Origin of the sequence: Thermus amyloliquefaciens, from assembly GCF_000744885.1 — a bacterium.
Taxonomy (GTDB): domain Bacteria; phylum Deinococcota; class Deinococci; order Deinococcales; family Thermaceae; genus Thermus; species Thermus amyloliquefaciens.
The window spans coordinates 219,087-244,341 of the sequence record NZ_JQMV01000003.1 but is presented as its reverse complement, the minus strand read 5'-3'; the positions used below and the strand labels follow the sequence as shown (position 1 = coordinate 244,341).

Here is a 25,255-nt window from a genome sequence, read left to right as displayed (position 1 = left end):
CCCACCCCTGAAACCCTAATGGCCTTTTTCAACGCCCTGGTCGAGAGCACCAGATCCGCAGTCATCTCCTCTTTGAGTGCCCTCTACACCGACTTCCAATACCAGCTGAGCGATTTAGAAGTCCTCGTGGAGGGAAACCGCGGAAGCATCCGAGGACGGTACGCGGTGGAGGCAACCCATCGTCTCACGCGGGTTCGCCACTCCTACTCGGGCCAGGGAGCAGCAGAGTTTCGCCACAACGGTTGCTCTTGGGAACTCGTGTCCTACCGCTATTAGGCCATGGTCCTTTACCGGCACATCCTGAAAGAAAGCCTGCCCGTCCTCCTCCTAGCCCTCCTCTTCCTCACCGCCGTCTACCTCTTCGGTTTCTTCTACGCCGGGGCCCGCTGGCTGGAAGGGGTGCCCCTCCTCAAGGTGGCCCGTTGGCTCGCCTACCACGTGCCCGGGGTGCTGGTCCAGGTCTTCCCCATCGCCTTGGTCACCACCACCGTCCTGGTCTTTGGCAGGCTCTCCGCGGAAGGGGCCCAGTTCGCCCTGCTCTCCGGTGGGATACCCCTCTGGCGGGCAGCCCTTCCCCTGCTTTGGGTGGGGGTCTTGCTGAGCCTTTTTGCCCTCTACCTCCAGGAGAGGCTGGTCCCCCACTACAACGAAAGGGTCCGGGTCGCCTGGTGGGACGAGATCCACACCCAAGGGGCGGGGCTCTTCCGCCTGAAAGGCCTGCAGATCCCCATCGGCCAGGGGCGGAGCCTCTACTTTGAGGACTTCGATATGGAGCGCAAGGAGATGGTGGGGGTGCGCATCGCCTCCTTCCGGGGGGAAGAGGGTACTTTTCTCTTTGCCGAGCGAGGAAGCTGGGAGGACCGGGTGATCACCCTGAGGGGCTACCGCTTCTACCGGGTGGACTTCCAGGAGGTGCCGCGCCTGGAGACCGCCCGGGACCTTTTGGCCCAGATCCGAAGGGTCTTCCGGGTGGTGAGCCGGGGGGAGGTTTTGGAGGTGGAGTCCGACCTTTCCCGGGCCCGGGCCATCGCCGACTACGCCGACACCTTCAGCTTTGGCCAGGATAGCCTCTCCCAGGCTTGGGCCAAGGTGCGGGACCCCTTCTTGGCCCCCCTGGAAAGGTGGCGGGCCCGGCTGGAGTTCCACTCCAAGCTGGCCCTGCCCCTGGCCAACCTGGTCCTGGTCCTCCTGGCCACAGCCATGGCCCTGAGGTACGGCCGAAGCACTGGGCTCGCCCTGGGCCTAAGCGTGGTGCTGGCCTTGGGCTATTACGGAACCTTCTTCCTGGGACGCTCCCTGGCGGGGATTGGGGCCTTGCCGCCGGAGGTGGGAGCCTGGGGAGCCAACCTCCTCTTCCTCCTTCTGGGGATCAGGGCCCTGCGCTAAAAGCTTTTCCCCCTGGGTTTCCCCAGGGGGCTTCTGGTGGAGCCGAGGGGATTCGAACCCCTGACCTCCTCAATGCCATTGAGGCGCGCTCCCAACTGCGCCACGGCCCCAGGCAACGCCTATGGTACCGAGGGGGAAGGGTTTTGTCAACGGGGCCAGAGGCCGATCAAGAGGGCCAAGGCGGCGAAGACCGCCCCGAGGATCACGGTGATGCGGTAAAGCCCGCCGGTGACGCCCCGGGCGGAGAAGAGGTCAGCGGAGGCGCCCATGAGGTCCCCCGCGCCCTGCTTGGGCTCCTGCACCAGCACCAGGTAGACCAAAAGCCCCGCCACGCCCAAGTAAAGGAGGATGACCAAGGTGTAGAGAAAGTCCATACCCCTACCACTTTAGCCCCGGAAGGGCAGGGTGTCCACCCCTGGCCCGGACACCCCCTTGCGGCCTGCGCCAGCCCGAAGGCCCCCAGGGGGCCCCTTCCCCATGCCTCGGCCCCCAAGGGGGGTATAAAGAGGCGTGGAGCTTGCTGAGATCTACGCCGCCTACCGGCGCATCCGCCCCTATGTCCACCGCACCCCTCTCCTCACCTCCCAGCTCCTGGATGCGCTTTTGGGGAAGCGCCTCCTCCTCAAGGCGGAGCACCTGCAGAAGACGGGGAGCTTCAAGGCCCGGGGAGCCCTTTCCAAGGCCCTTGCCCTGGAAAGCCCCAAGGGGCTCCTGGCGGTCAGCAGCGGCAACCACGCCCAAGGGGTGGCCTACGCCGCCCGGATCCTGGGGGTAAAGGCCCTCATCGTCATGCCCGAGGAGGCAAGCCCCTACAAGAAGGCCGCCGCCCGGGCCTACGGGGCCGAGGTGGTGGACCAGGGCGTACGGGTGGAAAACCGGGAGGAGGTGGCGAAGGCCTTGCTGGCGGAGACCGGCTACGCCTTCGTGCATCCCTTCGACGATCCCCTGGTGATGGCCGGGCAGGGAACGGCGGGCCTCGAGCTCATGGCCCAGGCGGGGAAGCTTGGGGTTTTCCCCGAGGCGGTCTTGGTCCCCGTGGGTGGGGGCGGACTCATCGCCGGGGTGGCCACCGCGGTGAAGGCCCTCTCGCCCAGCACCCTGGTCCTGGGGGTGGAGCCTAAAGGGGCGGACGACGCCCGAAGGAGCCTGGAGCAGGGGGAGATCGTGCGCCTCAAAGAAGCCCCCAAAACCCGGGCGGATGGGGTCAGGACCCTGGCCCTGGGGCGGCACACCTTTCCCGTGTTGCGGGAAAAGGTGGACGGCATCCTCACCGTGAGCGAGGAGGCCATCCTGGAAGCCGAAAGCCTTCTTTTCACCCGCACCAAGCAGGTGGTGGAGCCCACGGGGGCCCTACCCCTGGCGGCGGTGCTGGAGCATGGGGAGAGGCTTCCTGGGACGCTCGCCCTCCTCCTTTCGGGGGGTAACCGCCCGTTTGACCCCTGGCCTTGAGGTAAGGCCTTACCCTTGAAAATCAGGCATCGCGATGCGGTATTTTCAAGGCTTTCCCCGCGGACCAAGGTCATCCCCCTGCCCCAGCTGATGCAAAGGCTTTGGAACCTGGGCCTCCAGGGCGGGACTTCCTTCCCTGGGAAGGAGGTTCTGAACCGTTGACCCCTTGCCACCATCAAGCTACACTAAGCTTGGTTTTGGAGCCAATACACCCATGGGTAGAGCAGCTGAGAGGCAACCCAAGACCTACACCGGCCTAGAAGCCCTCCTGGTCTTCCCAAAGCATGAGGACCACAAGGACACCGTAGACCTCATGCGCCGGTTTTCCTCAGCCTTTCGCACTGCGTACCACCGCCTGTTGGAGGGCTGGGACCGCAAAACCTTGAAGCGGGAAGAGGGTTTCTTGTGCACCTGGTTTGGCCTCAACACCCGCTACGCGGACGATGCCCTTCTCAAAGCGCAAAGCCTCATCTCCTCCCTGAAGGAACGGGGGGAAGACCCCCGCAAGGTGGTCTTCGGGGGCAGGAAGCTCCACGGGGAGCTCTCCCGTTTCTCAAGGAGCAACCGGCCCCTTTACAGGGAGAAGAAGGCGGAATGGAAGGAAAAGCGTCAGGGCAACCTCTACGCCCGGGGGGACAAGACCAAGAGCGGCAACCTCAACCTGCGCCTGGTAATACAAGACGGAGCCCTTTGGTTACGTATCAACCTGGTGGACCGTTATGCTTGGGCCCTGGTCAAGACCTCCCACCCTAGGCTCCAGGAGCTTCTGGGGAGGGTATACGCGGGGGAACCTTACAATGTGGAGCTCAACTTGAGAAAGGGAAAGGTTTATGCTTCGTTCTCATGGGAAGAGGAGCTTCCTCCTTTGAGTATTAACAAGGGCCGAGGCGTCTTGGCATTAGACATCAACTCAGACCCATACCATATAGCCCTAGCGGTGGTGAACCCCGATGGGAACCTGAGGCGGTACCTGACCCTCTCTCTTGAGGAAGTTGATAAAGCTCCTAACCGAGGAGCCAAGGAAATCCTCCTTTGGAACATCGCCCACCAGGTGGTGGGTATTGCCGTGGAAGAGGAAGTCGCCATCGCCACGGAGAGGCTCAAGTATCTCCCCAAGGGAAGACGAGGAGACGGCTCTGGCAAAGACTTCCGCCGCAAAGCCCATCGCTTCGCCTACCGCTCCCTCCTCAGGAAGGTGCACACCCTGGCGAGGAAAAGAGGGGTCCAATCCCTACAGGTCAATCCCAGCGACACCTCCACCATCGGGATGCTGAAGTACGCGCCTCTCCTTTCCCTGTCCAAGGACGTGGCCGCAGCTTACGTCATTGGCAGGAGGGCCTTGGGGTTCAAGGAGGAGATACCCAAGGGTCTAAAGGTTCTTTTGCAAGACACTTCCTTCCACCAACACGCCCAGCATTTCTACGGGGAGCGGATAGCGCAGCTTCAAGACAAATACCGCCGGGAGAGGAACCCCTACCTGAAGCGCAGACTTGGGCGGGAGCTTAAGGAGACCAAGGGGGCTCTCGCCATGATTTTGAGCTCACAGGGTGAGCTAGGGAGCCCAACGGGGTCAACCAATGGAAGGAACCCCCAGGGCAATAATCCCTGGCGAGCCCTGAGGGTAGGCACCTTCCTTCCCCTTCTCGGGCGAAGAGTGCCGAGGGATCTCTCACCGCTCAAGCCCATCCTCATGGGATCGTGGGAGGGGTGGAAGGGAGGCTTAGGTCCACATCCTGGTGGTGGGCCGGCCATCACGAAGGCATCTCCTCGTGAAGAGGTGGGTAGTGGTGGCTAGAGTTGACCAGGGGTAAGCTTAGCCCGTGATCGTCAAGGAAGCGCTTTTACCCATTGAGGAAGTGGCGGCGAAGCTGGGCCTAGGCAGGGACCGGCTCTACCCCTACGGCCCCCATATGGCCAAGGTCCTGGGGGAACCCCCCAAGGCCAAGGGCAAGCTGATCCTGGTCACGGCCATCACCCCCACCCCGGCGGGGGAGGGCAAGACCACCACGGCCATCGGGCTGGTGGACGCCCTCTGGCGGCTTGGGAAAAAGGCGGCCTTGGCCCTAAGGGAACCCTCCTTGGGCCCGGTCTTCGGGGTGAAGGGCGGGGCCACGGGGGGCGGAAAGGCCCGGGTGGAGCCCCGGCACGAGATCAACCTCCACTTCACCGGGGACTTCCATGCGGTGACCAGCGCGGTGAACCTCCTGAACGCCCTCTTGGACAACCACCTCCACCAGGGAAACGCCCTGGGGATTGATCCCAGGCGCATTGAGCTCAAGCGGGCGATTGACATGAACGACCGGGCCCTAAGGCACATCGTCCTGGGCCTGGGGGGGAAGGCCCACGGGGTGCCGCGGGAGGGAGGGTTTGAGCTCACCGTGGCCAGCGAGGTCATGGCCCTCATGAGCCTGGCCCGGGACTTCAAGGACCTGAAGCGGCGCCTGGGCAGGATCCGCGTGGGCTTCACCCACGAGGGCAAGCCCGTCTACGCCGAGGACCTGGGGGCGGTGGGGGCCATGGCCGCCCTCCTAAAGCAGGCCTTCCTCCCCAACCTGGTGCAGACGGCGGAGGGGAACCCCGCCTTTGTCCACATGGGGCCTTTTGGCAACATCGCCCACGGCACCAACTCCCTAAGGGCGAGCCTCTTCGCCCTGGGCCTGGCGGACTACGTGGTGCAGGAGGCGGGCTTCGCCACGGATTTGGGCATGGAGAAGTTCATGAACGTGGTGGCCCGCACAGGGGGCCTGGTTCCGGAAGCGGTGGTGCTGGTGGCCACGGCGCGGGCCCTCCGCTACCACGGGGGCCAGGACGCCTACGAGATGCCGGACCTCGAGGCCCTGAAGCGGGGCCTGGCCAACCTGGAAAAGCACGTGGAAAACGTGGAGCTCTTCGGCTTTAAGCCCGTGATCGCCCTAAACCGCTTCCCCACGGACGCCCCCGAGGAGATCGCCCTCCTGCGGGCCTTCGCCGAGGAGCGGGGCCTGCCCTTTGCCGTGAGCGAGGTCTACGCCAGGGGCGGGGAGGGGGGTTTGGAGCTGGCGGAGCAGGTCCTCCGCGCCCTGGAGCTCCCCCACGCCTACCGCCCCCTCTACCCCCTCGAGGCCCCCCTGGAGGAGAAGGTGGAAACCATCGCCCGAAAGGTCTACGGGGCGGAGGGGGTGGAGTGGAGCGAGGAGGCCAAAAAGGCCCTCAAGGCCGCCAAGAAGGAGGGGTGCGAGGCCCTCCCCGTGGTGATGGCCAAGGCGGCCACCTCCCTCTCCGACAACCCCAAGCTCCGGGGAAGGCCCCAGGGCTTCAGGGTGCGGGTCACGGACCTCAAGTGCCGCTTCGGGGCAGGCTTCGTGGTGGTCTACATGGGGGGGATTGAGACCCTCCCCGGCCTGCCCAAGGTGCCCCAGGCCCTCTCCATCGACGTGGACGAGGAGGGAAACATCCGCGGGATGGACTACTGAGTACCCCGTGGTGGCCACCACGGGGGCCCAAGAACCGCCCAGGGAAGCTGGGCCCCCCCTTTTAGGGCTTAGATCCCGTGCCCGTCCGCCCTTTGCTTCTCCACGGGAAGCCCCGTGACCCCGTGGAAGGCCTCCACCTCCTCCAGGAAGCGGCGGAAGAGGTAGAGGGCGTCGTGGGGGCCGGGGGCCGCCTCGGGGTGGTACTGCACGGAGAAGACGGGGTAGCGGGCGTGGGCCATGCCCTCCAGGGTCCCGTCGTTCAGGTTGATGTGGGTGGGCCTGAACTCCTTCAGGGAGTCGATGTCCACCGCGTAGCCGTGGTTCTGGCTGGTGATCTCAATCTTCCCCGTGAGGAGGTTTTTCACCGGGTGGTTGGCCCCGCGGTGGCCGAACTTCATCTTGTAGGTGCGCCCCCCCGCCGCCAGGGCCAAAAGCTGGTGCCCCAGGCAGATGCCGAAGGTGGGAAGTAGCCCCATGAGCTTCCAGATGGTCTCGTGGGCGTAACGGGGCATGGAGGGGTCCCCGGGGCCGTTGGAGATGAAAAGGCCGTGGGGCTCGAGGGCCATGATCTGGCTGGCCGGGGTCTTGCCCGGCACCACCAGGATCTCAAAGCCTTGGGCCGCCAGGTTCTCCACGATGGCGTGCTTGATGCCGAAGTCCATCACCACGATGCGCCGCCCCGACTTCAGGGTGGGCCAGGCGTAGGGCAGGGGGGTGGAGACCTCGGGGGTCATGTCCCGCCCGTCAATGTCCGTCCAGGCCTTGGCCTCCTGGCGCAGGGCCTCCAGCTCCTCCGGGGTGAAGGCGTGCTTGGGATCCCCGAAAAGGCTGGCATGGGCGATGGTGCCCTTGAGCACCCCACCTTCGCGGATCTTGCGCACCAGGGCCCGGGTGTCGATGCCCTCAATCCCCACCACCCCGTAGAACTCCATGAACTCCCCCAGGGTCTGCTGGGCCCTGGGGTTGGAAGCCACGCGGCTGAACTCCTTGGCCACGAAGCCCTTCACCCAGGGGCGGTTGGACTGCATGTCGTAGACGTTCACCCCGTAGTTGCCCTGGTGGGGGTAGGTCATGACCACGATCTGCCCATGGTAGCTGGGGTCGGTCATGATCTCCTGGTAGCCGGTCTGGGCGGTGTTGAAGACCACCTCCCCCACCGTCTTCCCCCGGGCCCCAAAGGCGTAGCCGTGGTAGACGGTGCCGTCCTCCAGGACCAAAACCGCGCGCTCCCTCACCATCCCACCCATTCTAGCCCCCGAAGGGCCCCGGGGAAAGCCCCTTGATGACGGCAATCTCCCGGCAGTTCTCGTAGAAGGGGCAGGCGTTGCACTCGCTCCACACCTTGGGGGGCAGGGCCTCCCGGGTGGTGACCTGGTAGCCCAAGGAGCGGAAGAAACCCACCTGGAGGGTCCAGGCGAAGACCCGGGGAAGCCCCAGGTCCCGGGCCTCCCGCTCCGCCCCCAGGACCAGCCAGCGCCCGAGGCCCTGGCCCTGCCTCTGGGGGTGCACCGCCAGGCCCCTAATCTCCGCCAGGTCCCGCCAGAGCACGTGCAGGGCCACGGTGCCCACGATCCGCCCGTCCTCGTCCTCCAGCACCTGGAAGTCGCGGATGTTCTCGTAGAGGTGGCTGTGGCTCCGGACCAGCATGAGCCCCTTCTCCGCCCAGTAGCGGATGAGCCAGTAGATGGCGTCCACATCGGCAAGCCTGGCCTTCCTGAGCTCCACCGCCGCCTGGGGGCGCACCTCCGGCAGGACCACCGGGGAAAACTCCAGTCCCTTCGCCTCAGTCAAGGCCCACCTCCTTCTTGGCCTCAAGAAGCCTCTCCCGCACCGCCTCGGGGGCGGTGCCGCCATAGGACCTCCGGCGGTGGATGGCGGTCTCCAGGCGGAGGAGGGGCAGGGCGTCCTCGGCGAAGAGGGGGTGGTGGGCCTGGAGCTCCTCCAGGCTCAGGTCCTTCAGGGCCCTTCCCTCCTGCACCAGCCTCCGCACCAACCGCCCCACCACGTGGTGGGCCTCCCGGAAGGGAAGCCCCTTCTCCGCCAAGTAGTCGGCGAGCTCCGTGGCCAGGGCATACCCCTCCTCCGCCGCCTGCCACATCCTCTCCCGCCGCCACTTGAGGCCGGGGAGAAGGGCCGCCAGGAGCTTAAGGCTATCCCGGTAGGTGGCCAGGGCGTCCAAAAGGGGCTCCTTGTCCTCCTGCAGGTCCTTGTTGTAGGCCAGGGGAAGGCCCTTCACCACGGTGGAAAGCCCCACCAAAGCCCCCAAGACCCGGCCCGCCTTGGCCCGGATGAGCTCCAGGATGTCCGGGTTCTTCTTCTGGGGCATGATGGAGCTCCCCGTGGCGAAGGCGTCCGGCACCTCCACGAAGCCGAACTCCTCGGTGCTGTAGAGGATGAGCTCCTCCGCCAGGCGGGAGAGGTGGAGCATGCCGATGTTGAGGGCGGAGAGGACCTCGAGGGCAAAGTCGCGGCTTCCCACCGCATCCAAGGAGTTGCGCATGGGCCTATGGAAGCCCAGCTCCCGGGCGGTGTAGTGGCGGTCAATGGGAAAGCCCGTCCCCGCCAGGGCCGCTGCCCCTAAGGGGCTTTCGTTCAGGCGCTCCCGGGCGTCCTTTAGCCTTCCGGCATCCCGGGAAAGCATCTCGTAGTAGGCCAAAAACCAGTGGGAGAGCAAGATGGGCTGGGCCCTTTGCAGGTGGGTGTAGCCGGGGAGGACGTAAAGGGGCTCCAGGTGCTTCTCCGCCTCGCCCACCAGCACCCGGCGCAGGTGGTGGAGGAGGGCCAGAAGCTCGTCCAAGGCCCCCCGGAGGAAGAGCCGGAGATCGGTGGCCACCTGGTCGTTGCGGCTCCGGGCGGTGTGGAGCTTGCCCCCCGGGGGGCCCACCAGCTCGATGAGGCGGGCCTCCAGGTTCATGTGCACGTCCTCCAGCTCCTCCCGCCAGGGGAAGGTGCCCGCCAGGATCTCCCCCTCGATGCGGTCCAGGCCCTCGAGGATGGCCGCTAGCTCCTCCTTGGTAAGAAGCCCCACCTCCTGGAGCATCCGGGCGTGCACCCGGTTCTGCCAAAGGTCCTCCCGCCAAAGGGCCCGGTCAAAGGCCAAGGAGGCGTTGAAGCGGGCCGCAAGCACATCCGGCCCCTCCGCGAAGCGGCCGCCCCAGGTCCTATGCGCCATGCTCCCCCTTTCCCCTCTCCGCCATGGCCCGCACCCTTAGGCGCAGGGCCTGGATGCGGATGAAGCCCTCCGCGTCCTTCTGGTCGTAGCCCCCAAGCTCGTCAAAGGAGACCAGGTCCTTCTGGTAAAGGCTCTTGGGGGCCTTCCGCCCCACCACGTACACGTTCCCCTTGTAGAGCTTGAGCCGGGCCACCCCGGTGACCGCCTGGGCCACGTGGTCAAAGTAGGCCTGGAGGGCCTCCCGCTCCGGGGCGTACCAGAAGCCGTAGTAGACCAGCTCGGCGTACTTGGGGGAGAGCGTGTCCCTTTGGTGCAGGACCTCCCGGTCCAGGGTGAGGCTTTCCACCGCCCGCCTTGCGTGGTAGAGGATCGTCCCCCCCGGGGTCTCGTAGACCCCCCGGGACTTCATGCCTACAAAACGGTTCTCCACGATGTCCACCCGGCCCACCCCGTGCCGCCCGCCCATCTCGTTGAGCCTCTGGAGGAGGGCGGCGGGGGAAAGGCGCTCCCCGTTCACCGCCACCGGGTCGCCTTCAAAGAACTCCACCTCCACGTACTCGGGGGTGTCGGGGGCTTCCTCGGGGTCCACGGTCATGCGGAACATCCCCTTGGGGGGCTCGGCCCAGGGGTCCTCCAGGACCCCCCCTTCGTAGGAAATATGCAGGAGGTTGGCGTCCATGGAGTAGGGCTTCTCCTGGGTCACGGGCACGGGGATGCCGTGGGCCTCGGCATAGGCAATCATCTCCTGCCGCCCCCGGAAGCTCCACTCCCGCCAGGGGGCGATGACCCGGATATCAGGCTTCAGGGCGTAGGCGGTGAGCTCAAAGCGCACCTGGTCGTTGCCCTTGCCCGTGGCCCCGTGGGCGATGGCCTCGGCCCCCTCCTCCTCCGCAATCCGCACCAGGTGCTTGGCGATGAGGGGACGGGCGATGGCGGTGCCCAGGAGGTAGTACCCCTCGTACACCGCCCCCGCGCGGAACATGGGGAAGACGAAGTCCCGCACGAACTCCTCCTTGAGGTCCAGGGCGATGGCCTTGGAGGCCCCGGTCCTTAGGGCCTTCTCCCGGGCCTCCTCCACCTCCTCCCCTTGGCCGATGTCCGCGGTGAAGGCGATGACCTCGGCCCCGTAGGTCTCCTTGAGCCACTTGAGGATGATGCTGGTGTCCAACCCGCCGGAGTATGCCAGGACGATCTTCATGCCGACCTCTAGTCTACCCCCGAAGGGGGGTGTGTATAAGTATACGCCCCTTCGGGTGTTGACGCCCCCGGGTGTGTTCCCTATATAGTTTGCATGTAGAAGTTACCCCAGCTGAGGAGGTGCAAAGCTGTATGGAAAGGCATCGGCCATCCGGACCACAGGCAACATACTTGAAAAACCCCATAAAGGAGGCCCTATGAGGCTTGCTCGCGCTCTTAGTACCTTGCTTGCCGCCACCCTTTTAGCCCTGACTGGCTGCTCCCCCGAAAGCGACCCCTCAGCCATTCATACCCTTTCTGGCATCGTGGTGAGCGAGTACGCGGGGGCCCCGGTTGCGGGTAGCACCATCAAGTTGTACCGGGCAGGAACCCTAGTAGCCACCACCCAATCAGACGCCAACGGGTCCTTCTCATTCAGCGGGTTAGCCCCGGACACCTACCGCCTCGAGGCCCAGAAGCCCGGCATGGCGGGCAGCGTCATGGAGGGCATCCGGGTGCCGGAAATGGCCTCGGTGACCCTCATCCAGAAGCCTGCCTTTGACGCCACCGCCACCACCACGCCTCCCACCCTGATCATCACCCAAGACGGCACCCAGCCCCTCACGGGCCAGACCTTCACCAACACCATCCCCTTCCGGGTCCAAGTGGACACCTCCAAGGACTACGTCCGGCCCATGCGCTACATCTACGTGGCCCTAGGCCGCACCCCGGGTTCCGCCTTTATCACCAACAGCGCCACCTGGAGCCGCCGCATTTTCACGGATACGGAGGACACGGGAAACCAGACCCTCTCTGGAAGCAACGTGGCCGGCTTCGGCAGCGCCAGCGGGGAGATGGTGTACCTGGAGGTGGTGGCCTATGACTTCAACCAAAACCGGAGCCACTACCTCATCCCCCTCACCTTCGTGAACACCAACCCCGCTCAGGGCAACGCCGTGAGTGCCCCCACGAACGTAGCCGCCACCGCCATTACCCTCACCCGTGCCGTGGGTTTCTACGAGGCCAAAGCCCCAGCCAAGCTCACCGTGCCGGTGGCTAAGGGAACGATGGGCGAGCTCACCCTAGACCCCGAGGCAGCGCCAGCGGGGAGCAACCTCTACGTGGAGGTGCGCTGGTGCTACTCCAGCGCCAACCCCACCCCCTTTGCCTTTGACATCGAACGCTCCACGGATGGCGCGAACTGGGAAAGGGTGGGCTCCGTGGGAGGAGGCCAGAGCGCCAGCTGCCCCAGCAATCCCTTCAACCGCCCCTTCTTCTTCCGCGACGCTTCCCCCGACCTCACGCCCGGGCAAACCTACTACTACCGGGTGGTGGCCCGGGGGGCCAACCGGGCGGAAAGCACCCCCAGCGCCACCACGCCCTTGCCTCCCTTCTTCGCCCCCCTCATGAGCCCGGAGGACGAAAGCACGGGGGTTTCCCTGACGCCCGACTTCACCTTCGGCCACCCCCAGCTCAGCATCGGCGCGGACGGAGCGGCCTACAACCTGGTCCTCTGGGACAACCTCACCGGGGACAGCGTGGCCTGGCAGACCCTGGCCGGGTACAACCTCCTGGTGGAGTTCGGTACCCCGGACAACGACATCCCGGACGGGGAAGCGGTGGTCTACGGGTACCACCCCGTTGTGGATGACTTGGTGATCTTCACCGACACTGCAGGCGTGTACGATCCCAGCAAGCCCAATCTCATCCCTGTGGACGTGACCCAGGGCACCGTCACCCTGCCCTACAACTTTGACGGCCTGGCCCAGCTCCCCACCCTGCAAGCCCTCCGCACCTACGCTTGGCAACTTTATGTCAGCTACGCCTACAAGTACAACCCCCAAGAGGGCTACCGCATCTCGGCCTACAGCGTCCAGACCTGGCCCAGCTCCACATCCTTCATCCGCATCAGCCGCCCCGAAACCCAGGTCTTTGACTTCACCACGGGGCAGTAAGGAGGGAAGATGAAGGCGTTACACTTGACCCTTGCTCTCGGCCTCGCCGCCCTGCTGGGCGCTTGCTCCCAACCCCCTGCCCAGACCCGCTCCCCGAAGGAACCCGGGGTGATGGTTACCTCCGAGGGCGTCCGCCACTTCCAGGGGCAGGTGGTGGTGGGCTACCAGGATGAGGCCGCCCTTCAAGAAGCCGTAAGGAAGCTCGGCGCCAAGGAGCTAGCCCGCATCCCCGAACTCAAGGCGGCCTTGCTACAAGTCCCAGGGGACGCCCTCAAGGCCAGCCGGGCCCTAAAGGGTGCGCGGGGGGTGCGCTACGCCGAACCCCATTTCGCCCAAGTCACCCCGCCTAAGGACGAACCTGTGGAGGCCCCTCGAGGCCGTGCCGATAGCCTTTTGCCCTTGGCAAACCCCTCGGATCAAATCCTGGATGCCCTCCCTCAGTACGCCCTGGACCCCCGCCACCTAAACGCCAAGCGGGCCTGGGACCTGGGCTTTGAAGGGGAAGGGGTCACGGTGGCCATCATTGACGACCCCGCGGATGTGACGCACCCTGACCTGGCCGCCAACTGGGCGGGCAAGGCTTACGACCCCGTGAACGACACCGTCTTCACAGACCCTGCCGCCTGGGTGACCTTCGCCACCGCCAACGACCCTGCCAATACCTACCACGGCACCTTCGTGGCCTCCACCGTGAGCGCCCCCCGCGATGGCCAGGGCATCGCCGGCCTCGCCCCCAAGACCAAGTTCCTCCCCGTGGCCATCTTCCAGCCGAACTACGTGGGCGACTTCTACGTGGCTCGGGGCATCGTTTGGGCGGTGAACAATGGGGCCCAGGTGCTCAACAACTCCTGGGGGGGCCTTGGCTACGGGAACCTGGTGAAGGAAGCCTTTGACTACGCCCTGGCCAACGGCGTGGTGGTGGTGGCCAGCGCGGGCAACTCCTCCAAGGACGAGGTGCGCACTCCTGCTGGGTATCCCGGCATCATCGCCTCGGTAGCGGCAGACGGCAACCGTAACAAAACCGACTTCTCCACCTTCGGCCGCCACGTGTCCAGCGCCGCTCCCGGCTTGGATGTGCTTCTCGCCAACCCCACCTGGTTGGGAGGGGGCTACGGCCTCATCTCCGGCACCTCCTTCTCTGGGCCCTACACCGCCGCCGCTGCCGCTCTGGTCAAAGCCGCCTGCCCGGGGGCTACCCCCTACCAGGTGCGCCGGGCACTGGAAAGCACCACCTGGGAAAGGACCTTCTCCCGGGAAAAGGGCTGGGGCCACCTGAACGCCGGCAACCTGGCCGACCTGCTCCGCCGGGGCTGCGCCGCTTTGCCCCCCAAGGGCTCGGTGGTGCAGGTGAAGGTGGAGTACTTCAACGAAAACGGGCTCTTCCCCGGCCTCCTGGCGGACGTGATCCTGCGCGGGAAAGGCTTGCGGCCCGGGGACGCCACCGACCCCACCCCCGTCTACTGGGCCCGCACCGACCTGAACGGGGAGGCCTGGTTCTACGAGATCGCCCCTGGAGAGTACGACATCTACGTGGCCGGGGCTGACCTCTCCCTTACCGGCGGGCTCCCTGAGGAGCGGGGCACCTTCGTGGGCACCCTCGTGGCCACCTCCGGTTCCCATGCGGGCAGCCCAGACTTTAAGCTGGTGCGCCTGAACGCCGCCGAGGTCAACCTCAACCCCACCGACCCCTACGAGCCCAACGACAACCCATCCCAGGCCACGCCCATCGCCTATGGAACCACCACCCAGCTGGCCTACATCTTCGGCCAGCCTAGGGACTTTGACTTCTTCGCCTTCACCGGGACCGCGGGTGACGAGATCCGGGCACGGGTCTATGCCAAGTCCAGCCTTGGTGGCACCTTGGACTCCTACCTCTTCCTCCTGGATGCCTCGGGGAACGTCTTGGCGGAAAACGACGACCTGGTGCCGGGGCAGATCACCGACTCGGAAATCACCTTTACCCTGCCCGCAAGCGGCACCTACTACCTGGTGGTGACCAGCTACACCATCGCCTCGGATCCCGCGGCCTCGGATAACAGCCCCTTCAACAAGTACCGCCTGGAGCTGGCGAAGACCAACTAGGCAAAAACCAAGCCCCGGCCAGGCGTGCCTGGCCGGGGTAGTACCTTGCCCTAAAGGTGAACGGGCTTCTCCCAAGCCGCCAAGGCGGCCTCCTTGAGGATCTCCGAGAGGGAGGGGTGGGCGTGGGGGGCCCGGCCCAGGTCCTCGGCGCTGGCCTTGAAGAAGAGGGCCAGGGCGGCCTCGGCCAAAACGTCCCCCACCCGGGCCCCGATCCCGTGGACCCCCAGGATGCGGTCGGTCCTGGCATGGGCCAGAACCTTGACGAACCCCTCGGTCTCCCCCATGGCCCGGGCGCGGCCCGAGGCTGAGTAGGGGAACTTGCCCACCTTGTAGGGGATGCCCTGGGCTTTCAGCTCCTCCTCCGTGTACCCCACCCCCGCCACCTCGGGGTGGGTGTAGACCACGCTGGGGATGGCCAAATAGTCCACGTGGCCGAAGCCCCTCGCCATGTGCTCCACCGCGGCGATGCCTTCCTCGCTCGCCTTGTGGGCCAGCATGGGGCCCCGGACCACGTCCCCGATGGCGTAGATGTGGGGCACCCGGGTGCGGAGGTGCTCGTCCACGGGGATGCGGCCCCGCTCGTCGGTGGCAAGCCCAGCGTTTTCCAAGCCCAAGCCTTCCGTGTAGGGCCTGCGGCCCACCGCAAGGAGCACCCGGTCCGCCTCGAGGACCTCCCCCCCCTCAAGCTCCACCCGGGCCCCCTTGCCTTGGGGGCGCACCGAGAGCACCCTGACCCCGGTGCGGATCCCCAGGCCCTCCTTCCGGAAGACCTTTTCCGCCGCCCGGGAGAGCTCGGCGTCCATGGTGGGGAGGATGCGGTCCAGGTATTCCAGGACGATGACCTCGGCCCCCAGGCGGTGCCAGACCACCCCAAGCTCCAGCCCGATCACCCCGCCCCCCACCACGATGAGCCTTTCCGGGACCTCGGGGAAGCTTAGGGCCTCGGTGGAGGTGACCACCCGCTTTCCGTCCACCTCCGCCCAGGGGGGGATGAGGGGGGCGCTTCCCGTGGCGATGAGGATAAAGCGGGCGGAAAGCTCCTCCCCCGTCTCCTCCACCAAGACCTTGCGCTCGGAGAGGAAGCGGGCCGTGCCCTGGTGGCGGGCGATGCCGTTTTTCTTGAAGAGGAACTCAATCCCCTGGGTGTTGGCCCCGACCACCTTGTCCTTGTGGGCCATGAGGGCGGGGAGGTCCAGGGTTAGGCCCTCCACCTTGGCCCCGATGAGGCCCTTTCGGACCTCGTAGATGCGCTCCGTGGTCTCCAAAAGCGCCTTGGAGGGGATGCACCCCACCCGCAGGCAGGTGCCCCCCAGGGCCTTTTCCTTCTCCACCACCCCCACCCGCATCCCCAGCTGGGCGGCGCGGATGGCGGCCACGTATCCCCCAGGCCCTGCCCCGATCACCAAAAGGTCGTAGGTGTACACGCTAGACCTCCAGCAGGAGACGCACCGGGTTTTCCACCAGCTCCTTGACCCGCCTCAGGAAGGTGACCGCCTCCCGCCCGTCCACGATGCGGTGGTCGTAGGAGAGGGCCAGGTACATCATGGGCCTTATCACCACCTGGCCGTCCCGGGCCACGGGGCGTTCCTGGATGGCGTGCATGCCCAGGATGCCCACCTGGGGCGGGTTGAGGAGGGGGGTGGAGTTCAGGGAGCCGTAGACCCCGCCGTTGGTGATGGTGAAGGTACCCCCCATGAGCTCCTCGGGCTTGAGCTTTTTGCTCCGGGCCCTTTCGGCGAAGTCGGCGATCTGGCGCTCGATCTCGGCGAAGGAAAGCCGGTCGGCATCCCGCAGGACCGGGACCACGAGGCCCTCCCCACCCCCCACGGCCACCCCGATGTCGTAGTAGCGGTGGTAAACGATGACGTTGTCCCGGATCTCGGCGTTCAGCTCGGGGATCTCCTTCAGGGCCTGGACCACCGCCTTCACGAAGAAGCTCATGAAGCCCAGCTTCACCCCATGCTTCTTCTGGAAGGCCTCCCCCAGCTCCTTCCTGAGGGCGATCACCTGGGACATGTCCGCCTCGTTAAAGGTGGTGAGCATGGCGGTGGTCTGCCGGGCCAAAAGGAGCCTCTCCGCGATGCGGCGGCGCAAGGGGCTCATGGGCACCGCCTCGCTCACCCGCCAGGGGCGGTCGGCGGGGGCTGGGCCACCGGGGCAGGCGTGGGGGCAGGGGTAGGGGGCGTGGGGGCGGGAGGAGGGGGCACCTGGGCCTCCAGGTGGCGGAGCACGTCCTCCTTGAGGATGCGCCCGCCCAGGCCCGTGCCCTGGACCTCCTCAGGGGCCACCCCGGCCTCCCGCAGGAGGCGCTCCGCCGCGGGCATGGCCAGGGGCGGCTCCGGCGGCGCGGCCTCGGCTGGGGCCTGGGGGGCTTGGGCGGCGGCCTGGGCCCCCGCCTCCAAGAGGGCGATGGCCTCCCCCACCCTGGCGGTTTCCCCGGTGCGCTTTAGGATCTTGGCCAGGGTGCCCGCAAAGGGGGCGGGGAGCTCCAGGGTGGCCTTGTCGGTGATGAGCTCCACCAGGGGTTCGTCCTGGGCAAAGCCCTCCCCTTCCTTCTTCAACCAGGCGCCGATCTCCACTTCCACGATGGACTCGCCCACGGAGGGCACTTTCAGTTCCTGCACCGTCTACCTCCTCACTTAAAGGCTTCCTCAAGCAGTTTTCCCTGTTCTTCCTTGTGCACCTTGGAGGAACCCACCGCGGGGCTTGGGGACTCGGGCCGGGCCACCACGCGGAAGGGGTGGCCGTAGATCTCCCCGCAGAAGCGGGCGGAGAGGTACCACCAGGCCCCCTGGTTCACGGGCTCCTCCTGGACGTAGACCACGGGGGTCTTCTTGGGGTAGGGGCTCAGGGCCTCCTTCAGGTCCGCCTCGGGGAAGGGGTAGAGGAGTTCCAGCCTTAGGATGGCCACATCCTCCGCCCCCAGCTCCCGGCGCTTCTGCAGGAGGTCGTAGTAGACCTTGCCCGAGGTGAGGAGGACCTTCCGGGCCCCCTTCACCCGCTCGGGGATCACCTTCTGGAAGCGCCCCTGGGCGAGCTCCTCCAGGGGGGAGACCACCTCCGGGTGGCGGAGGAGGCTCTTGGGGGTCATGACCACGAGGGGCTTGCGGATTTTGCGCTTCACCTGGCGGCGCAGGAGGTGGAAGAACTGGGCGGGGGTGGTGGGGTAGGCCACCTGCAGGTTGTCCTGGGCCCCAAGCTGCAAGAAGCGCTCCAGCCTCGCCGAGGAGTGCTCGGGCCCCTGGCCCTCGAGGCCGTGGGGCAGGAGGAGGACCAGGCCGGAAAGCCGGTTCCACTTGGCCTCGGCGCTGGCCAGGAACTGGTCGATGTAGACCTGGGCCACGTTGACGAAGTCCCCGAACTGGGCCTCCCAGAGGATGAGCCCCTCGGGGTAGTCCAGGCTGTAGCCGTACTCAAAGCCCAGGACCCCGGCCTCGGAGAGGGGGGAGTTGTGGATCTCCACCTCCGCCTGCCCCTCCGCCAGGTGCTGCAGGGGGAGGTAGGGCCTCCCCGTCTGGTAGTCGTAGAGGGCGGCGTGGCGCTGGGTGAAGGTGCCCCTTAGGGCGTCTTGGCCCGTGAGGCGCACCCGATGCCCCTCCACCGCCAAGGAGGCAAAGGCCAAGGCCTCGGCGGCGGCCCAGTCCAGGGGGCGGGCTTCCTCGGCCATCTCCCTCCTGGCCTCCAGGAAGCGCTTCAGCTTGGGGTGCACCACGAAGCCCTCGGGCACGGTGCTCAAGCGAAGGAGAAGCCCCTTTAGCACCTCCCGGGGCACCCCGGTGTCCACCTCGGGCACCGAGGCATCGGGCCCCCCCACATACCCCTGCCAGAGGCCGGAAAGCCCGTGGGGCACCACGGGGCCCGGCTCCGCCTTGACCCGGGCAAACTCGCTTTCCAGCCTGGCCAAATAGGCCTCCTCCCAGGCCTTCACCTCCCCCTCCGCCACCACCCCCTCGGCAAGAAGCCTCTCCCCATACACCTTCCAGGGCTCGGGGCGCTTGGCGATGAGGGCGTACATGGGGGCCTGGGTGAAGGTGGGCTCGTCCGTCTCGTTGTGCCCCCGGCGGCGGTAGCCCACCAGGTCAATCACCACGTCCTTGCCGTAGCGCTGGCGGTACGCCAGGGCCAGGCGCAGGACGAACCAAAGCTCGTCCAACGCCTCGGCGTTCACGTGGAAGACGGGGGCCCCCACCATCTTGGCGATGTCCGTGGGGTAGCGGCAGGAGGTGTACTCCTCCGGGTTGGTGGTGAAGCCCAGCTGGTTGTTGGCCACCACGTGGAGGGTTCCCCCCACCCGGTAGCCGGGAAGGCGGGAGAGGTTGAGGGTCTCCTGCACGATCCCCTCGCCGATGAAGGCCGAGTCCCCGTGGACCAAAAGGGCCAGGCCCCTCTTCCGCTCCCGGTCCCCGAAGCGGTCCTGCTTGGCGCGAAGCCTCCCCAGGGTCACGGGGTTCACGAACTCCAGGTGGCTGGGGTTGAAGTTGAGGGAGACGTGCACCTGGCCGTGGGGGGTGGCCAGGTCGTTGGAAAAGCCCAGGTGGTACTTCACGTCCCCGGAGTACCCCTCGGGGAAGATCTCCTCAAACTCGCGGAAGATGCGCTCAAAGGGCTTGCCCACCACGTTGGCCAGGACGTTGAGCCGCCCGCGGTGGGCCATGCCCAAAACCACCTCCCTCACCCCCAGCCGGGCGGCCTCCTCCACCGCCAAGAGGAGAAGGGGGACCAGGCTCTCCAGGCCCTCGAGGCTGAAGGTCTTGGCCCCCAGGTACTTCCGCTGCAGGAAGGCCTCAAAGAGGCTCGCCTGCATGAGGTGCTCCAGCATGCGGCGGCGCACCTCCTTGGGGGGCCTTTCCCAAGGGGCTTCTATGCGGGAAAGAAGCCAGGCGCGCTCCTCGGGCTCCACGTGGGCCACCTCAAAGCCCACGGGGCCCAGGTAGGTCCGCTCCAACCCCTCCAGGAGGGCACCCAGGGTGGGGGCCCCGAAGAGGGGGGGCAGGGGCTTCTCCAGGTCCTTGGGGGTGAGGCCGTGGGCCTCCAGGGAAAGCTCCTTGGGCCTGGGCCGTTCCCTTCCCAAGGGGTCGATCCGGGCCGCCAGGTGGCCCAGCTCCCGGTAGGCCTGGAGCAAGCGCTCCACCTTGAGCAGGAAGGCGAGGTCCACCGCCTCCGCCAGGGGAGCGGGGGTGGCTCTTCGGCCGTCCTCGAGGGGCTCTCGTCGGGAAGTCTCCAGGGTGAGGGCGGAAAAGTAGCGGCGCCACTCTTCCGGCAAGGAGAAGGGATCCTCCAGATAGGCCCGGTAGAGGGCCTCCAGGTAGCCTTGGCTTTCCAGCGTGAGCTCCATCCTGCCTCCCAAGGGGGCGGTATACCCCCTTCATCTACGCTACACCAAAAGGCGGTGTAGGTGCCCAAACCCTTACAATGGGGCCATGGTCCTGAAGGAAAGGCACGAGGGGGTCCTGCTCCTCACCCTGAACCGGCCGGAAAAGCTGAACGCCATCACCGGAGCCCTGCTGGAGGAACTCCACCGGGCCCTAAAGGAGGCCCAGGAAGACCCCGGGGTCCGGGCCCTCCTCCTCACGGGGGCGGGCCGGGCCTTCTCCGCCGGGCAGGACCTGGGGGAGTTCGGCGAGAAAAAGCCCGACTACGAGGCCCACCTCCGCCGCTACAACCGGGTGGTGGAGGCCATGAGCGCCCTGGAGAAGCCCCTGGTGGTGGCGGTGAACGGGGCGGCGGCGGGGGCGGGGATGAGCCTGGCGCTTTGGGGGGACCTGCGCCTGGCCGCCCAGGAGGCCACCTTCGCCACCGCCTTCGTGCGCATCGGCCTGGTGCCGGACTCGGGCATGAGCTTCCTCCTGCCCCGCCTGGTGGGCCTCGCCAAGGCCCAGGAACTCCTCCTCCTCTCCCCCAGGCTTTCCGCGGAGGAGGCCCTGGCCCTGGGGCTGGTGCACCGGGTGGTGCCGGGGGAAAGGCTTTTGGAGGAGGCCCTGGCGCTGGCCAAGGAGCTCGCCCAAGGGCCCACCCGGGCCTACGCCCTCACCCGGAAGCTCCTCCTGGAGAGCTTCCGGCTTTCCCTCACGGAGGCCTTGGCCCTCGAGGCCATCCTGCAGGGGGAGGCGGGCCGCACCCAGGACCATGAGGAGGGGGTAAAGGCCTTTAGGGAAAAACGCCCGCCCCGCTTCCAGGGCCGATGATCCGCTACCTGAAGGGCACCGTGTTGCGCAAGGAGGAGGACCGCTTCCTCCTCGGGGTGGGAGGGGTGGGCTTCCTCCTGCAAGCCCCCCTGACCTTCCTGCAAACCCTCCAGGAGGGGCAGGAGGCCGAGGCCTACACCCACCTCCAACTCCGGGAGGACGGGCTTTTCCTCTACGGCTTCCCCGACGAGGAAAGCCTGGCCCTCTTTGAGCTCCTCCTCTCCGTGAGCGGGGTGGGGCCCAAGGTGGCCCTCGCCCTCCTCTCCGCCCTGGGGCCTAAGCTCCTGGCCCGGGCCCTGGCGGAGGGGGACCTGAGGCTCCTCACCTCGGCGAGCGGGGTGGGACGGAAGCTGGCCGAGCGCATCGCCTTGGAACTCAAGGGGAAGGTGCCCGCCCAGCTGGTGGGGGAAGCGGCGGCGGGGGAGGCGGCGGAGGAGGCGGTCTTGGCCCTGGCCGCCCTGGGCTTCCGGGAAGGCCAGGCCCGGGCGGTGGTCCTAGACCTCCTGGCCAAGAACCCCAAGGCCAAGGCCCAGGAGCTGATCAAGGAGGCCCTGAAGCGGCTTCGCTAGGGAGGGGAAGCCGGAGGCGGGCGAGGAGGCCGGAAGGGCGGTTGGGCTGAAGCTCCAGCCGCCCCCCGTGGGCCTCGGCCACCTTCTTGGCCACGGAGAGGCCAAGCCCCTCCCCGGGCTTCCTCGAGGCCCGGAAAAAGGGCCTTCCCGCCTCCTTCAAGGCCTCCTCGGGCATCCCCGGCCCCTGGTCCTGCACCTCCAAAACCGCCTCCTCCCCTTCCACCCCTAGCCCCACCTCCACCCCCTTCCCCTCCCCGTGCACAAAGGCATTCCGCAACAGGTTCCCCAGGGCCTGGGCCAGGAGGAGGGGATCCCCCAGAAAGGGAAGGCTTTCCGGGCCCCGGTAGGGCACCCCGAAGGCCTCGGCCTCCTGGCGGGCCAGCTGGGCCAGGTCCAGGGGAATCCTCTCCACCCGCCCCTCCCGGGCCAGGACCAAAAGGGCCTCCACCAGGCGCTTCATGCGCAGAAGCTCCTCCTTGGCCGCCTGGAGGGCCTCCTCCTTGGGTAGGTAGCCCGCTTCTGCGCCTTCCACTTGGGCCAAGGCGGCGGCCACTGGGGTTCTTAGCTCGTGGGCGGCATCCCGGGTAAAGCGGCGCTCCCTCTCCAAAAAGGCCTCAAGCCGCTCCAACATGTGGTTGAAGCTCTCCGCCAGGGCCTGGAGCTCCCCGCCCCCTCCCGGGTCCACCCGGTGGGAGAGGTCCCCGGAGTCCGCCACCCGCCGGGCCACCTCCGTGAGGCGGGAAAGGGGGGCCAAGGCGGCCCCGGCCAGCCTCGAGGCCAAGAGCACCGCCAAGAGGGTAAGGAGGGCCCCGCTTGCCAAAAGGGCCAAGCGGAAGCGCGCCAAGGCCCCCGCCGCCCCCGGGTCGTACCGGGCCACGCTGAGGGTACCCCCCGGCACCTCGAGGACCAAAACCCGCCACCCTCCCCGCCAGTAAGCCCCTGGGGAAAGCCTGGGAAGGTCGGGGAAGTTCTCGCTTTTGTGCACCGCCTCGCCCTGCACGAGCCGGAAGGCGAACTCCCCCCTTGGGGGCCTCCTGCCCTCGGCGAGGGCCTCCACGTAGAAGCGGAGGGAGCGGTCCAGGTCCGCCTCGAGGAGGCGCCGGAAGGCCAGGTAGCTCAAGCCCCCCTGGAAGAGGAGGGCAAGCCCTATGGAAAGGGCCAGGAAAAGGGCCAGGCGGGCCCTAAGGCTCATGGCCAAAACGGTACCCCCCGGGCACGGTGCGCACCACCCCGGGGTGGAGCTTCTGCCGCAGGTAGTGCACGTAGACCTTCACCGCCCCCACCTTTTCCCCGTCCCCAAAGACCTTCTCCGCCAGCTCCTCCGGGGCAAAGACCCGGCCCGGGTGGAGGACAAAAGCCTCCAGGAGGGCAAACTCCTTCAAGGAGAGGTCCACCCGCCGCCCCTCCTGGAAGACCGCCCGCCCCGCCAGGTCCACCTCCAAAGGCCCCAGGCGCACCCGGCTGGCCTTGAGCTCCGCCCCCCGGCGCAAAAGGGCCCGCACCCGGGCCAAAAGCTCCTCCAGGTGGAAGGGCTTCACCAGGTAATCGTCCCCGCCCAGGTCCAGGCCCAGGACCCTATCCTCCAGGGCGTCCCGGGCCGTGAGGAAGAGGATGGGCCCCCGGTAGCCCGCCCCCCGGACCTCCTCCGCAAAGCGGAAGCCCCCGTCGGGGTCCTCAGGCAGGCGCACATCCAAGACCATGAGGTCCGGCTCCAACTCCAAGAAAATCCCCCGGGCCTCCTCCAGACCCTGGGCCCAGCGCACCCCGTACCCCTGGGCCAAAAGCGCCCCCTCCACCGCCCGGCCCAGGCGGGGCTCGTCCTCCAACAGGAGCACCTGCACGGCTTTAGTATGCCGCCTGCGGGTTAGACCAGGGTTATGCCCAAGCCCTAACCCCCGCCTAACCGCCGGCCCCTACCCTCTAGGGCATGGGCCGGTACGGGGCCAGGTGGGAAGGGGTCTTGGGAAGCTTCCTGGAGGTCCAGATCCTGGCCGCACCCTGGCGGGCGGGCAGGGCCTTCCGGGCAGTCCTGGCGGAGGTGGAGCGCCTGGAGGCGGTCTTCAGCCGCCACCGGGAGAGCGAGCTCACCCGCCTGGTGCGCCAAGGGGGCGGCCGGCCAAGCCCCGAGATGCGGGAGGTGCTGGCCCTGGCCGCAAGGCTCCAGGAGGCCACGGGGGGGGCCTTCCACCCCGCCCCCCGGCACGGGGGGGAGGCCCTGCGCTTCCGGGGAGAGGAGGTGGAGGTCCTGGCCCCCTTGGACCTGGACGGCCTGGCCAAGGGCTACATCGCCGACCGGGCGGCGGAGGCCGCCCTTAGGGCGGGGGCCAGGGCGGCCCTGGTGAACCTGGGCGGCGACCTGGCCCGCAAGGGGCCGGGGCGGGCAGAGGTGGCGGTGGAAAACCCCCTGGGCCCGGACAACGCCCCGCCCGCCCTGGTCCTCCCCCTGGGGGAAGGCGGGGTGGCCACCAGCGGCCTGCGGCATAAGGGCCCCCACCTCCTAGACCCCCGCACCAAGCGGCCCGCCCCCGGCCTCCAGGCCACGGTCCTAGGCCCCTCCGCCGCCCTGGCGGACGGCCTGGCCAAGGCGCTTTTCGTTCTGGGAAGGGAAGGGTTTCCCCTGCTGGCGGCCTTCGGGGCCAGGGGGGTCCTCTTCACCCCGGAAGGCCCCGTGTCCGGCCCAGAAGGAGGAAGGGATGCTCAAACGCTACTACAGCCGGCGAAGCTTCTTTAGACGGGTAATGGGCGGGGCCTTAGCCTTGGGCCTGGCCCGGGGGCAAGGGAAGCCCTGGCCCCAGGGGATGGAGCTCCGGGTGAGCTTCGCCTACGAGGGCGGAGGGTTCCGCTACCGGGCCCCCTATGTGGCCGTCTACGTGGAGGACGAAAGGGGCAACCTCGTCCGCACCTTGGGGCTTTTCCTCATGCCGGGAAAGGGGGAGCGCTGGTGGAACTCACTCAGGCGGTACTTTGGCCTTTCCGACCTGGAGAGGATGCGCACCCTCTCCGGCCCCACCCGTCCCCCGGGCCGGTACGCCGTGGCCTGGGACGGGCGGGACGAAAGGGGAAAGCCGGTGGTCCAGGGGGCCTACCACGTGTGCGTGGAGTACGCCCGGGAGCACGGCCCCTACGAGCTCTTCCGCGAAAGGGTGGAGATCGGGGACAAGCCCTTCCAAAGGGCCTACCCCCTCCAGGGGGAGCTCAAGGAGGTGGTCCTTGATTACGGCCGGAAGGCCTAGGGGTGGGGTGGGCCTCCTGCGGGCCCGGCTCTACGCCTGGGCCCGGACCCTCCACCTCTACCTCTCCATGCTGGCCCTCCTCTCCCTCCTCTTCTTCGCCCTCACCGGCCTCACCCTGAACCACCCGGAGTGGTTTGGGGCGGGAGAGGTGCGAAAGGCATCGGGCACCCTTCCCGGGGCCCCCTACCTGCAGGGGGAGGCGGTGGACTGGCTCCGCCTGGCGGAGGACCTCCGGGCCCTGGGCCTGCGGGGCCGGGTGGCGGAACACGGGGAAAGCGGAGGAACGGTATGGCTTTCCTTCCGCGCCCCCGGCTACGGGGCCGATGCCCAAGTGGAGCCCAAGACCGGGGCCTACACCCTGACCCTCACGGAGGCGGGCCTGGTGGCCGCCTTGAACGACCTGCACAAGGGCCGGGACACCCCCGGGGCCTGGAGGTGGGTCCTGGACGCCTCCGCCCTCTTCCTGGCCCTGGTGAGCCTCACCGGGCTCCTCCTGGGCCTTCTCCTGCGCAAGACCCGGCGGGCGGCCCTCCTCACCCTGGCCCTGGGCCTTCTCCTTTTCGGGGGGGTTGCCCTCTGGGCAAGCCTCTAGGGAA

At 67.4% G+C, this 25,255-nt stretch carries 20 protein-coding genes, 1 tRNA gene and 1 pseudogene; 11 read left to right on the top strand and 11 right to left on the bottom strand.

Annotation, left to right across the window (positions count from 1 at the left end; translation table 11 throughout):
• Positions 1-279: 279 nt before the first annotated feature.
• Entirely contained in the window at positions 280-1,386 is a 1,107-nt protein-coding gene (locus BS74_RS01665; protein WP_038055473.1) for an LptF/LptG family permease, read from the top strand.
• 34 nt (positions 1,387-1,420) lie between these two features.
• Here BS74_RS01665 and BS74_RS01660 read toward each other — a convergent pair.
• Positions 1,421-1,496 (bottom strand) — tRNA-Ala (locus BS74_RS01660).
• 36 nt (positions 1,497-1,532) lie between these two features.
• Complete coding sequence (secG, locus tag BS74_RS01655; RefSeq protein ID WP_038055471.1) at positions 1,533-1,760, bottom strand: preprotein translocase subunit SecG; 228 nt, start codon at positions 1,758-1,760, stop codon at positions 1,533-1,535.
• A gap of 136 nt (positions 1,761-1,896) precedes the next feature.
• Between secG and BS74_RS01650 the strand changes: the two genes are divergently transcribed.
• The 3 genes from BS74_RS01650 to BS74_RS01640 all read left to right on the top strand — a co-directional run bounded on the left by BS74_RS01650 (position 1,897) and on the right by BS74_RS01640 (position 6,287).
• Positions 1,897-2,835, top strand: coding sequence for a threonine/serine dehydratase family protein (locus tag BS74_RS01650; RefSeq protein ID WP_038055469.1), 939 nt, complete (start codon positions 1,897-1,899; stop codon positions 2,833-2,835).
• Positions 2,836-3,049: 214 nt separating this feature from the next.
• Complete coding sequence (locus tag BS74_RS01645; protein ID WP_051946710.1) at positions 3,050-4,630, top strand: IS200/IS605 family accessory protein TnpB-related protein; 1,581 nt, start codon at positions 3,050-3,052, stop codon at positions 4,628-4,630.
• A gap of 25 nt (positions 4,631-4,655) precedes the next feature.
• Positions 4,656-6,287: a formate--tetrahydrofolate ligase gene (locus BS74_RS01640; RefSeq protein ID WP_038055466.1), complete on the top strand. Its 1,632-nt coding sequence runs from the start codon at positions 4,656-4,658 to the stop codon at positions 6,285-6,287.
• 68 nt (positions 6,288-6,355) lie between these two features.
• On the opposite strand, the gene carA is transcribed toward BS74_RS01640, so the two are convergent.
• Genes carA through BS74_RS01620 form a run of 4 tightly spaced genes read right to left on the bottom strand, consistent with a single transcriptional unit; the run spans position 6,356 to position 10,657 of the window.
• On the bottom strand, positions 6,356-7,525 hold the full coding sequence (gene carA, locus BS74_RS01635; protein WP_425427234.1) for a glutamine-hydrolyzing carbamoyl-phosphate synthase small subunit: 1,170 nt from the start codon (positions 7,523-7,525) through the stop codon (positions 6,356-6,358).
• Positions 7,526-7,535: 10 nt separating this feature from the next.
• Entirely contained in the window at positions 7,536-8,078 is a 543-nt protein-coding gene (locus tag BS74_RS01630; protein ID WP_038055462.1) for an N-acetyltransferase, read from the bottom strand.
• Positions 8,071-9,459, bottom strand: coding sequence for an argininosuccinate lyase (gene argH, locus BS74_RS01625; RefSeq protein ID WP_038055460.1), 1,389 nt, complete (start codon positions 9,457-9,459; stop codon positions 8,071-8,073). Before argH ends, BS74_RS01630 begins: the two co-directional genes overlap by 8 nt.
• A complete protein-coding gene (locus tag BS74_RS01620; protein WP_038055458.1) occupies positions 9,449-10,657 on the bottom strand; it encodes an argininosuccinate synthase in 1,209 nt (402 codons plus the stop codon). Before BS74_RS01620 ends, argH begins: the two co-directional genes overlap by 11 nt.
• A gap of 196 nt (positions 10,658-10,853) precedes the next feature.
• On the opposite strand from BS74_RS01620, the gene BS74_RS01615 reads away from it, so the two are divergent.
• Positions 10,854-12,590 carry a carboxypeptidase-like regulatory domain-containing protein gene (locus tag BS74_RS01615; protein WP_038055456.1) on the top strand — a complete coding sequence of 579 codons (1,737 nt, stop codon included), beginning with the start codon at positions 10,854-10,856 and terminating at the stop codon, positions 12,588-12,590.
• A 9-nt stretch (positions 12,591-12,599) separates the two neighbouring features.
• A complete protein-coding gene (locus tag BS74_RS01610) occupies positions 12,600-14,672 on the top strand; it encodes a S8 family serine peptidase (protein ID WP_038055454.1) in 2,073 nt (690 codons plus the stop codon).
• 50 nt (positions 14,673-14,722) lie between these two features.
• On the opposite strand, the gene lpdA is transcribed toward BS74_RS01610, so the two are convergent.
• From lpdA to BS74_RS01595, 3 genes and pseudogenes are all read right to left on the bottom strand, one after another.
• Entirely contained in the window at positions 14,723-16,096 is a 1,374-nt protein-coding gene (lpdA, locus tag BS74_RS01605; protein ID WP_038055452.1) for a dihydrolipoyl dehydrogenase, read from the bottom strand.
• Position 16,097: 1 nt separating this feature from the next.
• Positions 16,098-17,296: pseudogene (odhB, locus tag BS74_RS01600) on the bottom strand (2-oxoglutarate dehydrogenase complex dihydrolipoyllysine-residue succinyltransferase).
• Between the two features lie 11 nt (positions 17,297-17,307).
• Positions 17,308-20,007, bottom strand: coding sequence for a 2-oxoglutarate dehydrogenase E1 component (locus tag BS74_RS01595; RefSeq protein ID WP_038055450.1), 2,700 nt, complete (start codon positions 20,005-20,007; stop codon positions 17,308-17,310).
• An 85-nt stretch (positions 20,008-20,092) separates the two neighbouring features.
• Here BS74_RS01595 and BS74_RS01590 point away from each other — a divergent pair, with 85 nt between their 5' ends.
• Together BS74_RS01590 and ruvA are read left to right on the top strand one after the other, a co-directional pair.
• A complete protein-coding gene (locus tag BS74_RS01590; protein WP_038058730.1) occupies positions 20,093-20,857 on the top strand; it encodes an enoyl-CoA hydratase/isomerase family protein in 765 nt (254 codons plus the stop codon).
• The gene (gene ruvA, locus BS74_RS01585; RefSeq protein WP_038055448.1) at positions 20,854-21,426 is read left to right on the top strand and encodes a Holliday junction branch migration protein RuvA; all 573 of its coding nucleotides are present in this window, start codon (positions 20,854-20,856) and stop codon (positions 21,424-21,426) included. The genes BS74_RS01590 and ruvA overlap by 4 nt, the downstream gene beginning before the upstream one ends.
• Here ruvA and BS74_RS01580 read toward each other — a convergent pair.
• Positions 21,398-22,618 carry a sensor histidine kinase gene (locus BS74_RS01580; RefSeq protein WP_038055445.1) on the bottom strand — a complete coding sequence of 407 codons (1,221 nt, stop codon included), beginning with the start codon at positions 22,616-22,618 and terminating at the stop codon, positions 21,398-21,400. The two genes, ruvA and BS74_RS01580, sit on opposite strands and share 29 nt — an antisense overlap.
• Positions 22,608-23,267 (bottom strand): response regulator transcription factor, encoded by a 660-nt coding sequence (locus BS74_RS01575; protein WP_038055443.1) that lies wholly within the window; start codon positions 23,265-23,267, stop codon positions 22,608-22,610. Before BS74_RS01575 ends, BS74_RS01580 begins: the two co-directional genes overlap by 11 nt.
• Before the next feature lie 86 nt (positions 23,268-23,353).
• On the opposite strand from BS74_RS01575, the gene BS74_RS01570 reads away from it, so the two are divergent.
• Genes BS74_RS01570 through BS74_RS01560 form a run of 3 tightly spaced genes read left to right on the top strand, consistent with a single transcriptional unit; the run spans position 23,354 to position 25,251 of the window.
• On the top strand, positions 23,354-24,157 hold the full coding sequence (locus tag BS74_RS01570) for an FAD:protein FMN transferase (protein ID WP_038055440.1): 804 nt from the start codon (positions 23,354-23,356) through the stop codon (positions 24,155-24,157).
• Positions 24,120-24,659 carry a DUF2271 domain-containing protein gene (locus BS74_RS01565; RefSeq protein WP_038055438.1) on the top strand — a complete coding sequence of 180 codons (540 nt, stop codon included), beginning with the start codon at positions 24,120-24,122 and terminating at the stop codon, positions 24,657-24,659. The genes BS74_RS01570 and BS74_RS01565 overlap by 38 nt, the downstream gene beginning before the upstream one ends.
• A complete protein-coding gene (locus BS74_RS01560) occupies positions 24,637-25,251 on the top strand; it encodes a PepSY-associated TM helix domain-containing protein (RefSeq protein ID WP_038055436.1) in 615 nt (204 codons plus the stop codon). Before BS74_RS01565 ends, BS74_RS01560 begins: the two co-directional genes overlap by 23 nt.
• Positions 25,252-25,255: the final 4 nt, after the last annotated feature.

Bases quoted from the DNA above. Each gene is read 5' to 3' on its own strand.
- BS74_RS01665 (WP_038055473.1), top strand. From the start codon at position 280: ATGGTCCTTTACCGGCACATCCTGAAAGAAAGCCTGCCCGTCCTCCTC.
- secG (WP_038055471.1), bottom strand. From the start codon at position 1,760: ATGGACTTTCTCTACACCTTGGTCATCCTCCTTTACTTGGGCGTGGCG.
- BS74_RS01645 (WP_051946710.1), top strand. From the start codon at position 3,050: ATGGGTAGAGCAGCTGAGAGGCAACCCAAGACCTACACCGGCCTAGAA.
- carA (WP_425427234.1), bottom strand. From the start codon at position 7,525: ATGGTGAGGGAGCGCGCGGTTTTGGTCCTGGAGGACGGCACCGTCTAC.
- argH (WP_038055460.1), bottom strand. From the start codon at position 9,459: ATGGCGCATAGGACCTGGGGCGGCCGCTTCGCGGAGGGGCCGGATGTG.
- BS74_RS01620 (WP_038055458.1), bottom strand. From the start codon at position 10,657: ATGAAGATCGTCCTGGCATACTCCGGCGGGTTGGACACCAGCATCATC.
- BS74_RS01615 (WP_038055456.1), top strand. From the start codon at position 10,854: ATGAGGCTTGCTCGCGCTCTTAGTACCTTGCTTGCCGCCACCCTTTTA.
- BS74_RS01610 (WP_038055454.1), top strand. From the start codon at position 12,600: ATGAAGGCGTTACACTTGACCCTTGCTCTCGGCCTCGCCGCCCTGCTG.
- BS74_RS01595 (WP_038055450.1), bottom strand. From the start codon at position 20,007: ATGGAGCTCACGCTGGAAAGCCAAGGCTACCTGGAGGCCCTCTACCGG.
- BS74_RS01590 (WP_038058730.1), top strand. From the start codon at position 20,093: ATGGTCCTGAAGGAAAGGCACGAGGGGGTCCTGCTCCTCACCCTGAAC.
- ruvA (WP_038055448.1), top strand. From the start codon at position 20,854: ATGATCCGCTACCTGAAGGGCACCGTGTTGCGCAAGGAGGAGGACCGC.
- BS74_RS01580 (WP_038055445.1), bottom strand. From the start codon at position 22,618: ATGAGCCTTAGGGCCCGCCTGGCCCTTTTCCTGGCCCTTTCCATAGGG.
- BS74_RS01570 (WP_038055440.1), top strand. From the start codon at position 23,354: ATGGGCCGGTACGGGGCCAGGTGGGAAGGGGTCTTGGGAAGCTTCCTG.
- BS74_RS01565 (WP_038055438.1), top strand. From the start codon at position 24,120: ATGCTCAAACGCTACTACAGCCGGCGAAGCTTCTTTAGACGGGTAATG.